We start from the raw sequence: 15,305 nt of genomic DNA on the forward strand, positions 1-15,305 counted from the left end.
GCTATTCTCTTGCAAGCATGGTGGCGAAAGGCTGTCATGCTGTTTATACCTGCTGCAGCCTTCCGGCGAAAGAAAGCCAGTTTTCCAGTCTGCGCTGCATCAGGCGTTCTATTAGTGTAACTGCCTGTTCAAAACGTTCGTCCCAGTCTCCTTTGATCTCTTCATAGGTAATACCATACTTCTCCAGCACACGGCGATGTGACAGGTCGAGCAGGTTCCGCTCTTCCTCATCCAATCGGGTGCCGTCCTGTATATAAGGAGCATCATTATTCAGGTACAGATAAAAGTCGGCTTTGTTGCTGTTGCAGATCTCTTTGTTTATATCCAGCACTTCCCTAAAGGCATATTCACCATAAGACAAGGTGATATGAATATCCGTATCGATGATCATTAAGGGACTTTCTCCTATTGCCTGCTGATCGATACGTCTGGCATGTTCAGCGGCTATCAGGTATAGGTCGCCAATGCCAAAATCATTAGAGTCTGCGACAATGTCCCTGCCGGCTTCCATTACAGCACTACAATTAAAGTGCGCTGCCAGTCTGCCGGTCAGTGTTGTCTTTCCTGTCGATTCTGTGCCCAGCAAAACTACTTTTGTGATCAGGGAAGCCTTTACGCTGTCCGGCAGATACGCCCAGGTAGCAGGTAGATTCGCTCTTATTTTCGTAGCTGATACCGGATACTGACTCTTTTGCATATCAAAAGAGATATGTGTGATGCCCATATAATCAGCCACCAGCTCCCCATAAGGCTCTGAGGTAACGACTATATTGTGATCAGGGAAAAGTAGTTTAAACTGCTCCGCCCATATGGCTGACACGGCCGCCGATGTTTCGGAAGTATTTGGCAATGAACTTTCATTATATTGATATACCAGCACCTTTACACGGGGTTCATCCCGGAAGGTCTCTTCCACCCAGGATTGACGCAGTGCCGCAGGCAGTGTTTCCAGGTGACTACAGCAAACCAGTACCGATACTGTATCACAATGGGATAAGGCAAACCTGATCATCGCCTCATGTCCCTTATGAAAGGGCATAAATTTTCCAAAAACAAAGCCTTTACGCATACACCATTTTTTTACGCCACTGTAGTAATCCGTAGGTAGCCAATCCTAAAAACACAACATATTCCAATGATAAAAAGTAAACTCCTTTGATGAGATATAATACCACACTTACTACATCCACCACAATCCACAGTATCCATGTCTCTATACGCTTCTTCGCCAGCAGGAATGTAGCCAGCATGCTGGCCACCATGACAAAGGAATCCGCATAAGGATAGGTAGTAGGTAATGGGAAGTAAGCGGGCATCCAGTGATGGAATTGTTGAATAATTATACCTGTTATGATAGTGCCCGCTAGCAGGGCAATACCATATACAGCCACCATCCGGGCTGCCATACGACTGATAGGTACTTCTTCCGTTTTGTGCTGCCAGTTATGCCAGCCAAAAACAGTGACCACCAGGAAGAAGACCTGCAATAACATGTCAGCATACAGCTGTATCTGGAAGAATAGTCCGAACAATGCTATCTCGTTGATGATGCCTGTAGGCCATGTCAGCACATTGGCTTTTGACGCATAGTACACAGAGATCAATCCAAAGATGGTCCCTATCAGTTCAATATAACTGATAGGATATCCCAGTACTCGAATGGCAATATTGGTCACGTCAAAAAAATTCATCAGAAGCTGTATTTAAATGCAACATACATATTCCGTGGCGCCTGTACAAAATACTTGCGGGTACCATCTGCTGCTACAGAGCCATTATTGTAATACTTAGTATCGGAAATGTTATTAACAAAAACTGATAAAGTACAGGAGCCAAGTGTATACTGTGCCCGTGCATTCAACAATACATATCCCTTCACAGCCGCTTCATTGGCAAAATCTATATAGGCACGGTGCTGATACCTACCTGATGCCGCTAATCCTAAACGTTTATGCCTGTAAGCTACCTCCTGGTTGATGATCAGGGCAGGCGTTAGTATCGGACTGAAGGAAGCCTCCTGTTCCTTGATACGGCTATGATTAAATGAAGTGTTGTTTGTAAAACTGAAAGCACCCAACTGGTATGCAGCATACAACTCGATACCTGTACGGTAACTGCTCTTTACTTTATTGGTCAACAGCAATCCGTTCGGGCCGATCTGTCCGTTTAACACGATCTCATTTTTGAAATCCATATAATAGCCGTTCAGATTTAACGCGAAATTGCCCTGCTGCAAACGTATACCCAGTTCATGATCTACCACTGATTCCGCATCACGATTATAGATGATGGCCTTACCTGTACTATCTGCCGTCAGATCATCATTGCCGCCAAAAACGTCATTGCGTGTTGGTTCCCTCCCTGTTCTTCCGGCGCTGTAATAAATACTGGTATGATCATTTACAGCGAAGCTCACACCCGCTTTGGGATTCAGGAAATGCCAGTCCATTTTATCAAAAGCTACACTGCCTTTATAGTCAAAAGTGGTATAGCGATATTGCACATCTGCATACAGGGTGAAGCGGTGTAAGGAATATTCGATTTTACTAAACGCACTGATCTCATTCTTGTAACCATCATTCTGATATAATCTGCCCAGTAAGCCATCAGTACCTGTGTGCTGCCGTGTATAGAGGTTGCCATGTATGCCGCTTGTCCATTTGAAATGGTCATAGGTGAGTGTATAATTACTGAAAAATCCTCCAAAATGAGAACGGAAGTCATAGTTAAACAGGTTTCCATCACTTTCTACGCCGAGATAATTGTTCAGGTCAAAATCATAACCACCTTTCAGATAGGTATAATACACACTGGAACTAACCGTCACATGACCAGAAGGCTGCCATACGTTCTGCAATTGTACCAGTCCCTGGAAAAAGCGGTCTTTCTCGGCCTTCGTATTGGCATTAGATCGCCTGTCCTTCTCTATGAGAGAATCTGCTACCGCCAGCCAGGCCATACCATTCTGCTGATGTCCGGCAACGATATTGAGCTTCCAGGTACTTTTATCGTAATACAAGCCTCCGCTGACAAATACAGACTGGGAGTTGTTGGAAGAATGATATTTATAGCCGTCTGTATATACCTCTGAAGCGCGTACATACAGCGATTTCCTGTTCCTGATAGCACTCTGGTGCTCGGCGAATACCCGGAAGCTATTGTAAGAGCCATAACCGATACCGAAGTTTGTGCTGGCGGTATTCCCGGCCTCTGGCGAGAATAGCTGTACACTGCCGGCATAGCTGGCGGCGCCGTTTTTGGAAGTTCCCACTCCCCGCTGTATCTGGAGCCGGCTCACTGAATTCAGGATATCCGGGTAATTGGAAAAATAGGCGCCCTGGTCTTCGGGTTCATTCAGGGGCATCCCATCCAGGGTGGTGTTGACCCGGGTCTGGTCCATTCCTCTCAGGCGGTAATACGAGTACCCCTGCATGTTACCGGCATCGGAATACACGGTAATGGAAGGCGTTTCTGATAAGAGGAAGGAAGGTTCCTGTCCGGTGTTCTTTTCGTCCAGCACTTTCATATTCAGGTTCTGGTATGTTACAGGGGTGGCACTACCGGCCTGATAGGTAACAACGATCTCTTTTAAATGCTGGCTGCTGTCTTTTCTGTTCGTTAATGTATCCTGGGCATTGGCTAACAAGGGCAATAACAGAGCTGAAACAGTAACAACTCTCACATGACTAAAAATGGGCATAGGTAAAAATTGTAATAATTACACAAATGTATTAAGACAGTTGGGAGATCGTTTAACATGTTCGTGTTAGTTATTTTGGGAAATGACACTCCGGGTGAAAATAATGTTTATATTTATTCCCCGGCGCAAGCTATGCCACGCTCAATCTCTACCTTAGAAAGCTTTATCCCAAATATTGCGATATGAAAAGCGATGCACCTCTTCTCAATAAGTTAGAGCAGAACAGAAAGTTCCTGTTAGGGTATCACCTGGCTTTTGAGACTGATTCACAAAGAAAAAACTGGCAACAGATCGTACTGCTGTGGTTTTCCGCTGCGGCTGCCGGCCATCTGCGGGCGCAGTTCTACCTGGGTACCTGTTATGATTATGGCCGTGGTGTGGAGAAAGATCCTGCTATTGCTTACAAATGGTATTTAAAGGCAGCCCTGAAGGGACACATGGAATCCCAGTACAATATTGGATTCTTTTACCGGGAGGGTGAAGTAGTGAAACAAAACGATAAGAAAGCCGTCTACTGGTACAAACTGGCCGCCGCCCAGGGCGACACGGAGGCTGAAAGAGACCTGGGATACTGTTATTTCTATGGCTATGGCATAAAAAAAGATGAGCAGAAAGCCGTCTTCTGGTATAAGAAAGCAGCTGCTAAAGACGACGCCAAAGCGCTTTACAACCTGGGACTGTGTTATAAACATGGCGATGGCGTCAAAAAGTCTCAACGCTGGGCTAAATATTATTTCGAGCGTGCCGCCAGGCTGGGCAACAGTGCCGCATCTATGCAATTGCGGGAAATCATGACCACCAGCCAATTTTCCTGAGAACATCAATTACCGGCTCCTACCCTGTTCCTTTCCTGCTGCCGGCTGGAACCAGACCTATGCAGTCTCCATCATCGCATCTATCCGCTGACAATCCACCCGTGTAAAAAAACGGGCATCTACCGGATCCTTGACTTATATTAGGGAACGTTATTGTATCGTCCGCTTACATCATCACCTCTTCATTAAATTATGACCATGAGATCTTTCAGCACGCTCGTACTGTTCTTATTCCTGTTATGGCCGGGAGTATTGACAGCCCAGTCCACGAAACTGATCACTAACCACGTTGGATACGAGTACAGCAAATCAAAACGCGCCATCATTATGGCGGAAACCAAAGTCGCCGTAGGGAATGTAGAACTGGTAAACGCAGCTACAGGCCGGAAAGTATATACCGGGAAAGCCGTTTACAGTGGCCCTGTCAACAAATGGAAAAACTGGCTGTTCTGGACCATCGACTTCAGTGATTATAAGACACCCGGCAGCTATTTCTTAAGGGCGACAGTCGCCGGTCAGCCGGTTCAGTCTTACCCTTTCACCATTGGTAAAAATGTGCTGGAACAGGCCACCATCTCCGACGTGGTCTATTATTTCAAAGGACAAAGAAGTTCCGGCCTGCTGGATCAGGCAGACCATCATCTGCTGCTGTCCGGAAAAACAACTGATACCATTGATGCCCATGGCGGCTGGTATGACGCTACCGGCGATTATGGGAAACATCTCTCCCACCTTTCTTTTTCCAGCTACTTCAATCCACAGCAGGTATCACTTACCGTATGGAGCCTGCTGAAAACATATGATCTGCTGAAAAAGAAACCGGGCACTGACTATAGGCAGTACATCCGGCGGGTGCTGGATGAAGCCATGTATGGCGCCGACTACCTGGTACGGCTGAAAGCCCCCGGTGGCTCTTTCTACCGCTCCGTATCTGCACCTGGCCCCGGCAAGCTGGCCAAGGACCGTACCATCCGGGCGGAAGACAAAGGCTACAGGATCAAACAATCCAAAGATCAATCCTTTGGTAGTGGTATCGCAGCTGAGACCAATAACTGGCGTAGTTACCAGTCCAGTTATCGTTCCGGCGCCGGTCTTTCCATAGCCGCATTGGCAATAGCCGCAACTTATGACACCTCCGGTGAGTATACCAATAAGGACTATCTGAAAGCGGCAGAAGATGCCTTCGCCTTCCTCGAAAAAGAGAACCCATTAATGACCAATGACGGTAAAGAGAATATTGTAGATGATTATTGTGCCCTTAGCGCCGCAACAGAGCTCTATAAAGCTACGAAGAAGCCCATGTACCTCGCAGCTGCCAACAAGCGCGCAAATGGGCTTATAAACAGGTTAATCAGCAAGGGTAAATACACCTATTTCAGGGCGGATGAAAAAGACAGGCCTTTCTTCCATCCTTCTGATGCAGGACTGCCCATCGTGAGCCTGTTGAATTTTTATCCACTGGCAACGGCCGACGTACAGGCATCACTGAAAACGGTTATCCGCAAATACATGCAATATGAACTGGCCCTGACAGCCGAAGTAAACAATCCTTTCGGTTACAGCCGGCAATACACAGAAGACACTGCCGGCATCAGGAAAACAGCCTTCTTCTTCCCACATGGCAGTGAGGCTTCTCCGTGGTGGCAGGGCGAGAACGCAAGACTGGGTTCAGTTGCTACCGCCGCCAGGATGGCAGCACACTGCTTTAAGGAAGACAAGCCATTCCACGATAGCCTGGAGAATTTTGCCCTGAACCAGTTGAACTGGATCCTCGGTCTGAACCCCTATGATGCCTGCATGCTGCAGGGTACGGGACATAACAATCCCGCCTATGGTTTCTTTGGTACGTTTGAGTATACCAATGCGCCGGGCGGTATTGTGAATGGCATCACCTCCGGACTGGAAAATGAGGATGATATCGACTTCAACCTGTCTTATGCTATGACAAAGAAAGATTACGACTGGCGCTGGGCGGAACAATGGCTGCCACATGCAGCCTGGTATCTGCTGGCCGTTGCAGTGAATGAATAAAATAAAAAGAGGTGCAGACTTATACAAGCTTGAAGTGCACCTCTTTTTATTTTAGATCCTTTATTATTAATTCAGCAGTTCTGCTAATTTCTTATTCAGCGATTCTCCTCTCAGGTTGTTTCCGATAATCTTTCCGTCAGGACCGATCAGGAAACCAGCCGGTACTGCAGTTATACCATATAGTATACCCGCCTCGCTAGACCATCCTTTCAGGTCAGATACATGGATCCAGGGCACACCGTCTTTTTCGATCGCTTCTTCCCATTTCTTTTTATCACTATCCAGGGACACTGCCAGGATCTCAAAACCTTTATCTTTATACAGCTTGTACTGTTCCTTCAGATTAGGATTTTCCGCACGACAGGGGCCGCACCAGCTTGCCCAGAACTCCAGCAGCACAGTTTTCCCTCTCAGGTTTTTCAGTGAAACAGGATGTCCATTTACATCTTTCATAGTAAAGATGGGCGCCACAGCACCTTTAGTGGTCAGCTGAACTGACTTGATACGCTGATCTACTTCCTTCCCTTTTTTAGAATTGCGGTATTTCGCATTCAGTCCATTGTAAATAGGCATAATCTCTGCCATATCCTTTTTAAAGGTCAGCGCTTCCGATAATGCCACCAATGCGAAAACGGAATTCGGATGATCTTTCGCAAACTGGAGTTGTTTTGCTGTCCTGTCAGCTACCCGCTGGCGGAACCGCTGGTCAACCGCCTTTAAAAAATTGGAATCCGCCTTCTGCGCTGCTGTACCTGATGAATAGTCATAATTTGCATTTTTGGTAACAGACATGATGGTACCTCCGATCTCTTTGTTATAAGCATCTTCCTCCTCATGTACTTTGGAACCGGTAAATACAGCATTACTCAGCGAGTCTTTTGAGCTGATGACGATGTTTTCTTTACCAAACTGGAAATAGATCACATCCCCCGTGTACACCGCTTTCATCTTCCCGTCTCCGTCATGCGCAAGCGCCATACGGCAGGTAGCTACTCCAGACAATTCCCCGGTAAACTTAAAGGTACCGTCTACCACGTCTGCAGAATCTTCCCTGCCACCTCCGGCATTCAGGAAGTCAGTGTAGTCGAAATAAACTCTGGCGGGTGCGTTGAGATGCCCTATCTTACCTGTAATGGTGAAGGTGTTGGATTGGGCTTTTGCGAGCATGGGTAATAGTGCCGCAATTAGCAAAACTTGTTTTTTCATGGTTGATTTTTGATCTGTTGGTTGGTTGACCTCTAAACTAATAAATGAAAACAATAAAGATTGTTAACAAATATTAAAGTTGTGAACTTCCTCTTCCTCTTGACGTTATACAAAACCCGCGTTACATCAGCCTACCAATATAATATACTAAACGGCTTGTGTTATTTATTGGGGTACTTCTTTTGCAGATAGGCGACGGATTCTTTTACCAATTGTTTCAACACCTCTCCGTCTACGTCAGATAGTTTTTTGATATAAAGGCAGCCTTTACCAGCTTTGTACTTTCCGAGCTTGTCGAGCAGGGCCTGACGATTATCAAAAGCCATGACGTACAGTGCAATATTCTGTTTACGCGGGGCAAAACCTGCCAGACAGGAATAGCCTTCATGCCCGCTCTCATATTTATAATGATATTGCCCGAAGCCCACTATACTGGTCCCCCACATCTTAGATGGGAAACCGGTAGCTTTTTCCATCAATTTCGCCAGATCAAAACAATCCTTCCTCACGTTTTCGTCGGGTACGCCATCCAGGAAGCTTGCCACTGTTTGTTCCGTTGGTTTGGTTTTTTGTTCTGCCATATGGGGGGTTTTAATAAAGTTAGGGTAAATAAGAATACGCTCAAGAAAGATAGCCCCTCTCACCTGAGCAGATGAGAGGGGCCATCCTCAACTTAAAAAACCACCAACTGATCACTGATAAAAAGACGATCAGCGGCTTATCTTTCAAAAATGACAAATTCAGTTCTACGGTTGGCCTGATGTTCAGCTTCAGAACAGCGTACACCATTCGCACAACGGTTGATCAGTCTTGTTTCTCCGTAACCTTTTGCCGTCAGGCGCTTCTTATCAATACCCTTAGACAGGAAATAAGCAAGTGTAGATGCAGCACGGCGCTGAGATAATTTCATATTGTAGTTATCGTCAGAACGGCTATCTGTATGAAAAGACATATCCACTTTCCAGGATGGGTTCTCCTTCATCAGGTTGATCAGTTTATCCAGCTCTTTTGCCGCATCCGGACGTACATCAGCCTTACCCAGATCGAAGTAAATGTTCTGCGGATTGAATTTGCCTGTCAGATCTATTTTCGTAGGAACGCCAACGCCCTTAGCCGGTACAGGATCCTTTGGCTTGCTTTCGACTGCCACCACCTCTATCTTCTCCAGGTAGAGATCGCGGTGTAGTACTGCAGATTCTGTCAATCCTTTAGTAATAACCGCAACCCCCATTTCTGGTCTAAACAAGGCCTTTTCGCCATCCAGGCCATAAGCAGACAAACTATCCAATGCAAAATGAAAATTACCTTCGCTGTCTGTGTTAATGTTCTTTACTGCGCCCGTCTCTTTATTCCGCAGGGTGATCTGTGCATCCGCTAATGGTGCATTTGTTTTCTTGTTCAGTGCCTTGCCTTCCAGACTGAAAACAAGGATCTTCGCTGGTGTAAAGCGGTATAGGTCATCGCTACCTTTTCCACCTTTCCTGTTGGAAGAAAAGTATAGGCTGTTAGTACCATTGTAGGCAGGAGCAAAATCATCCTGAGCACTGTTTACCGGTACGCCCATATTCAGCACTTCCCAGGCACCATTCACTTTGGTAGCCCTGAAAATGTCTAAACCACCCAGACCAGGACGGCCATCTGTTGAAAAGTAAAACACACCGGTACTGTCAAACATGGGTGAACGTTCATTACCGGCACTGTTGATGCCAGGGCCCATATTCACCGGCAACTGCCACTGGCCACCCGCATCCAGCGTACTATAGTAAATGTCTGTGCCTCCATTGCCTTTCTCACCATAATCAGCTACAAAATAGAGTGTCTTACCGTCTGCGCTGATAAACGGATCTCCCACAGAGTAGTTAAAGATCTCATTATAAGGGAAAGCCGCCCCCTTTTGCCAGGCCCCCGCACTATCATTCCACTGCTGTGCCCTGAGTTCGATATTCAGGGTGTAAGGTTGCTCTTTCCCCAGCAGGCTACCGTGCTTTCTGGCCAGGTTGGTCACAGCATAATAACAGGTCTTTCCATCAGCGGTATAACTGGCATCTGCACTGTGGTAATCACCATTCACGGCACGGGGCATCGGTATTACATGCCCGCTGTCCAGTCCCTTACTTTCATACAGGTGCAAGTAACTGTTACCGGTATAACCGTAGCGCTTTCTTTTGATATTTGTATTGTTAAAAAGTGCATCACGTCTGAGGGAGTCGTAAGGACGGTCAGAGGCGAAGATCACTTTCCCGTTCATGAAAGCAGTGCTCCAGTCAGACCATTCGCTGTTCAATCCTTTCAGGTTCATCATATCTCCCCTTACCGGAGTTGCCAGCCATTTTACAGCACTGTCACAGCCAGCCTTCATGCTTGCGGCGATCTTATCACCGGGCGTTTTACCCAGGTACCCAGTCAATACCTGTTTAGCAGCAGCGTATTGCTCATTATTCATCAGGATACCGGCGTAATGCAGTTCGTCTGCCGCCGTATGTTCCGGCATCGCCACCAGCTTTTCATACCAGCTTACAGCCGCAGGATAGTCTTTCAGCAAGCGGTAACTGTCTGCCAGTCCGCGGACTGCCTCCACCGTTTCTTTCTTCTTATAAGCTTTCTGATATAATGGAATGGCGGAGGCATAGTTATACAAGATAGCCTGTTCGTTCGCCTCTTTGATAATATATTGCCCACTAGCTGTCTTAAACATTCCCATCACCAGCATAGCACTCAACAATGCCGGAAGGGTATAGTGTTTTCTATTCATAATGGCTGTAATATTCAGTTTTAATAAAGCAATGATCCCTTATCCTTAGAAATATCTCGGAGATAACATCCTTGCTTTGGGATTTGCCCAGGTGTAATTCAATGATACCTCATGCGTAGAAAAACTATTCGCTCCGGTACCGTTCGTAGTCTGGTCATATGCATAACCAATACGCAGCTTGCTGTTAATAAAAACATCTATCATACCGGCTACAGCCCCTGATTTGGTCAGTGAGTTCTCAATGTCTCCTTTATTAAAGACGGCAGTACGATAAGAAGCCCCTATCCACAGTTTCTCATGAAACAGGAAAAAGGCATTCAGGTCAGCACTCGTAGGACCGGCAAAGTCTTCTTTCACCAGCAGGGAAGGTTTGAATGATACATTCTCAGACACTGGTAACAGGCCCCCTACCGTCACAAACAGGTTTGGTTTCAGCGGGAGGTACGTCCTGAGTTTATCAGATTTCTGGAAAGAACCGGAGATGATGTTATCAGCAGATACGCCTGCAAAAAAGCGCTCACTATTGTAAAAGATACCTACGCGGGCGTCGGGCATCATGGAAGTACCTTTGGCATTCATCAGCAGGGCATCGTTCTGAGAAGCGGGATTCAGCGCTTTCAGGTCCAGCCGCTGCTGGATGAAACCGGCACTTACACCGATAGCCAGGCGTTTGTTACCATCAGCGTCCAGCGGAATACGATAGGCATAGGTACCATAGAGAGCCGTATTCTTTTCAGCCCCCAGCTGGTCGTTGACAACCTGGAGACCCAGGCCTACCCTACCGTCATTGATGACGCCATCTGCCGCCGCGGAGAAGGTTTTAGGAGCACCTGGTAATCCTGCCCACTGGGTGCGGTAGAATACATTGACGTTCCATTGTTCTTTATAGCCAGCATATGCCGGGTTGATGTACAACCCGTTAAACATATACTGACTAAATTGTGCATCATGCTGCGCATGTGCAGACTGGAATGATAGGAAGAATACTATAGGTAGAATAATCTTGTAAAACTTGCTAGTCATGATCTCTTTTTTTTACTGTTAAAAGGGAGTGGCATTCATTACAAGACTGCCGGCAGTTGCCGACAGTCTTGTTTTACTGATGCTTATCGCAGCAGCATGATGTAACCGTTGTAGGTATGCCATTGTCCATTTGCGTCGAGCCCCTTCAAAGTATAATAATAAGTGCCTGCGTTCAGTCCTTGTCCATCCCATTCACCCTGGTAGTTTTGCTTTCTGAAAAGCACATTATTCCAGCGGTTGTAGATCACGATCTCATTCTGCACAAATTTCTCCAGTCCTTTGATCACCAGTTTATCATTGCTGCCATCACCGTTTGGTGTGATCACGTTCGGCACCTCTACTTCATTCGGAATGATGTTCAGGTTCACGGTTGCCACATTACTCCAGTTACCGTTCTGGTCTTTCACTTTATAGGTGAAAGCATCAGGGCCGGTATATCCTTTTTCAGGTGTGTATACAACAGTACCGTCTTCATTTACGATCACAGATCCATGAGCAGGTTGCTGTACAATTTCCAGGGAAGCAGGATCCAACGGTGTATTGGCGTTTCCTGGTGTATCGTTGTTCAATACAGGAATAGTAACCGGAATATCCGCCCTGGTATCACCATGATTATCGGTAGCAGCTACCGGCAGCGGTTCAGGCGTAACAGGAGCCGCAGCACATGCCGGACAAGCCGGTGTAGGATCAGGCGTTTCACTTGTTACAGCCGCCACATTCACGAGTGTACCGGTAAAGCCTTCCGGCGTCAGTACCACCACTTCATAAGTTACCACAGCGGCATTCGGCATCACTGCGATCGTTTCATCCAGATCACCGGTACCGCTGGCTTTAGGCAGGGTAACAGTACCATTGGTTACAGTAGCTGTCCAGCTGCTGATAGTTGTACCTGCAGGCGCGATGTCTTTAATATGTACGTTGGCAGCATCACCAGGACCATTGTTGGTAACAGTGATCATATAAACCACTTCTTTACCTGCTACAAAGGTGGTCTGTGCAGCATTCTTCAGTCGCTTTACTGTTACGATATCGGCACTAGGTGCAGGATTAATACCCGGCGTAGTGCTGGTATTATTGCCAGGAGTAGCATCAGGTGTGCTGCTTTGTACAGCTGCACTGTTGCTGAGTGTTCCGGTGAAATCAGCTGGCGTCATAACAGTTACTTCATAAGTCACTGTTGCGCCATCAGGCAGGGTGGCTATCGTCTCATTCAGGTTACCGGTGCCATTGGTATTAGGCAGGGTCACCGTACCTGTTGTTACTGCAGCGGTCCATGCGCTGATAGTTGTACCAGCAGGTGCAGCGTCTTTAATGTTGACTGCTTTCGCATCACTTGGACCGTTGTTGGTCACTTTGATGGTATAAACAACTGCAGTACCAGGTGAGAAAGTGGTCTGACCCGCATTCTTCAGTTGTTTCACTACTGCCACATCAGCTTTAGGCGCTGGTGTTGTGGAAGCAGAAGTGTTGTTGTTATTACCCGGTGTTGGGTCGGCAGTACCGCTTGTCACCACCGCTGTGTTGCTCAGGTTACCGGAGAAGGATGCAGGTGTTTTCACCGTTACTTCATAGGTAACTACGGCACCATCAGGGAAAGTAGCGATGGTCTCATCCAGATTACCGGCGCCGCTTGTTGCAGGCAGGGTAACTGTACCGGTAGTTACAGCCGCTGTCCACGCACTGATAGTCGTACCAGCAGGTGCAGCGTCTTTAATGTTGACAGTCTTCGCATCACTTGGACCATTGTTGGTTACAGTGATAACATATACCACATCTTCACCAGGTACAAAAGTTGTCTGACCTGCATCTTTCAACTTTTTCACGGTAACGATATCCGCAATAGCTGCAGGGGTGATACCCGGTGTAGTACTGCTATTATCAGTCTGGTCATCATCCTGGCTTGTAGTCGTTGCCGTTGCTGTATTGCTCAGGTTAGCCGTGAAGGAAGCTGGTACAGCTACTGTCACTGCATAAGTCACTACAGCACCATTTGGTAAAGTGGCAATGGTCTCGTTCAGGTTACCCGCACCGCTGGTATTAGGCAGGGTTACAGCACCTGCTGTTACTGCAGCTTTCCATGCAGTGATGGTTGTTCCTGTTGGCGCATTATCCTTAATGTTTACAGTCTTCGCATCACTTGGACCGTTGTTGGTCACAGTGATGGTATACACTACACTCTGTCCAGGTGTAAAACTGGTAGCTGTGGTTGTCTTCACTACAGATACATCCGCTTTATCTGCCGGTGTGGAAGTAGAAGAAGTATTATTGTTATTACCCGGTGTAGGATCGGTCGTACCGCTCGTTACCACCGCTGTGTTGCTCAGGTTACCAGAGAAGGATGCAGGTGTTTTCACTGTTACTTCATAGGTAACTATGGCACCATCAGGGAAGGTGGCTATTGTTTCGTTCAGGTTGCCGGTACCGCTGGTGTGAGGCAGGGTGACTGTACCTGTTGTCACAGCTGCGCTCCATGCACTGATACTTGTGCCTGCAGGCGCATTGTCCTTGATGTTGACAGTCTTCGCATCACTTGGACCATTGTTGGTTACGGTGATAACATACAACACATCCTGACCTGGTATAAAGGTAGTCTGGCTCGGATCTTTCAATTGCTTCACGGTAACGATATCAGCAATAGCCGCAGGGCTGATACCCGGTGTTATGCTGCTATTATCTGTCGGGTCATCATCCGGAGTGGTAGACGTTGCCGTTGCTGTGTTGCTCAGGTTAGCGGTGAAGGAAGCCGGTACAGCTACAGTCACAGCATAAGTTACTACAGCGCCATTTGGTAAAGTGGCAATGGTCTCATTCAGGTTACCGGTACCGCTGGTGTTAGGCAGGGTGACTGTACCTGTTGTTACCGTTGCATTCCACGCACTGATGGTAGTTCCCGCAGGAGCCGTGTCTTTAATGATTACAGTCTTCGCATCACTCGGACCGTTATTGCTAACAGTGATGGTATACACCACGTTCTGTCCAGGTGTAAAGTTGGTAGCTGTCGTTGTTTTAACTACAGATACATCAGCTTTAGGTGATGGTGTAGAAGACGAGGAAGTGTTATTGTTATTACCCGGTGTTGGATCGGTTGTACCACTTGTCACCACTGCTGTGTTGCTCAGGTTACCAGAGAAGGAAGCAGGTGTTTTCACTGTTACTTCATAGGTAACGACTGCACCATCAGGGAAGGTGGCAATTGTTTCATTCAGGTTGCCGGTACCGCTGGTATTAGGCAGGGTAAGAGTTCCTGTTGTTACGGTTGCTGTCCATGCGCTGATAGTGGTACCAGCAGGCGCATCGTCCTTAATGTTGACAGTCTTCGCATCACTTGGACCATTGTTGGTTACAGTGATAACATATACTACATCCTGACCAGGAACAAAAGTTGTCTGGCTCGGATCTTTTAGCTGCTTCATAGTAACGATATCAGCGATAGCCGCAGCTGGGATACCCGGTGTAGTGCTGCTATTATCTGTCGGATCGTTATCGGGAGTGGTAGACGTTACATTAGCGGCGTTGCTTAAGTTAGCCGTGAAGGACGCTGGTACGCTTACAGTCACTGTATATGTCACTACAGCGCCATTTGGTAAAGTGGCAATGGTCTCATTCAGATTACCGGTACCGCTGGTATTAGGCAGGGTTACTGTTCCATTTGTTACAGTAGCAGTCCATGCACTGATAGTGGTACCAGCAGGGGCGATATCACTCACATTTACTGTCTTCGCATCACTTGGACCGTTGTTGGTCACAGTAATAGTATATACGACATCCTGCCCAGGTG

At 47.0% G+C, this 15,305-nt stretch carries 10 protein-coding genes; 2 read left to right on the top strand and 8 right to left on the bottom strand.

From position 1 onward, the window contains the following. Positions 1-43: 43 nt before the first annotated feature. Genes CLV42_RS29950 through CLV42_RS29960 form a run of 3 tightly spaced genes read right to left on the bottom strand, consistent with a single transcriptional unit; the run spans position 44 to position 3,700 of the window. The gene (locus tag CLV42_RS29950) at positions 44-1,069 is read right to left on the bottom strand and encodes an AAA family ATPase (RefSeq protein ID WP_106605627.1); all 1,026 of its coding nucleotides are present in this window, start codon (positions 1,067-1,069) and stop codon (positions 44-46) included. Next, positions 1,062-1,691, bottom strand: a complete 630-nt coding sequence (gene pnuC, locus CLV42_RS29955) for a nicotinamide riboside transporter PnuC (protein ID WP_106605628.1) — start codon at positions 1,689-1,691, stop codon at positions 1,062-1,064. The genes CLV42_RS29950 and pnuC overlap by 8 nt, the downstream gene beginning before the upstream one ends. Then, positions 1,691-3,700 (bottom strand): TonB-dependent receptor, encoded by a 2,010-nt coding sequence (locus CLV42_RS29960; RefSeq protein ID WP_106605629.1) that lies wholly within the window; start codon positions 3,698-3,700, stop codon positions 1,691-1,693. The genes pnuC and CLV42_RS29960 overlap by 1 nt, the downstream gene beginning before the upstream one ends. Positions 3,701-3,882: 182 nt before the next feature. Between CLV42_RS29960 and CLV42_RS29965 the strand changes: the two genes are divergently transcribed. Next, positions 3,883-4,515 carry a tetratricopeptide repeat protein gene (locus CLV42_RS29965; RefSeq protein ID WP_106605630.1) on the top strand — a complete coding sequence of 211 codons (633 nt, stop codon included), beginning with the start codon at positions 3,883-3,885 and terminating at the stop codon, positions 4,513-4,515. Between the two features lie 198 nt (positions 4,516-4,713). Next, the gene (locus CLV42_RS29970) at positions 4,714-6,546 is read left to right on the top strand and encodes a glycoside hydrolase family 9 protein (RefSeq protein WP_106605631.1); all 1,833 of its coding nucleotides are present in this window, start codon (positions 4,714-4,716) and stop codon (positions 6,544-6,546) included. A 66-nt stretch (positions 6,547-6,612) separates the two neighbouring features. Here CLV42_RS29970 and CLV42_RS29975 read toward each other — a convergent pair whose 3' ends face one another. The 5 genes from CLV42_RS29975 to CLV42_RS34060 all read right to left on the bottom strand — a co-directional run. Beyond that, positions 6,613-7,752, bottom strand: coding sequence for a TlpA disulfide reductase family protein (locus CLV42_RS29975; RefSeq protein WP_106605632.1), 1,140 nt, complete (start codon positions 7,750-7,752; stop codon positions 6,613-6,615). A 161-nt stretch (positions 7,753-7,913) separates the two neighbouring features. Continuing rightward, complete coding sequence (locus CLV42_RS29980) at positions 7,914-8,333, bottom strand: DUF1801 domain-containing protein (RefSeq protein WP_106605633.1); 420 nt, start codon at positions 8,331-8,333, stop codon at positions 7,914-7,916. A gap of 137 nt (positions 8,334-8,470) precedes the next feature. Next, on the bottom strand, positions 8,471-10,504 hold the full coding sequence (locus CLV42_RS29985; RefSeq protein ID WP_106605634.1) for an OmpA family protein: 2,034 nt from the start codon (positions 10,502-10,504) through the stop codon (positions 8,471-8,473). Positions 10,505-10,549: 45 nt separating this feature from the next. Then, entirely contained in the window at positions 10,550-11,527 is a 978-nt protein-coding gene (locus CLV42_RS29990; protein WP_106605635.1) for a PorP/SprF family type IX secretion system membrane protein, read from the bottom strand. A gap of 83 nt (positions 11,528-11,610) precedes the next feature. Further along, positions 11,611-15,305: T9SS type B sorting domain-containing protein (locus CLV42_RS34060; RefSeq protein WP_170117708.1), on the bottom strand; the 3,695-nt coding region annotated here is incomplete at its 5' end.

Origin of the sequence: Chitinophaga ginsengisoli (assembly GCF_003014595.1) — a bacterium.
Lineage (GTDB): Bacteria > Bacteroidota > Bacteroidia > Chitinophagales > Chitinophagaceae > Chitinophaga > Chitinophaga ginsengisoli.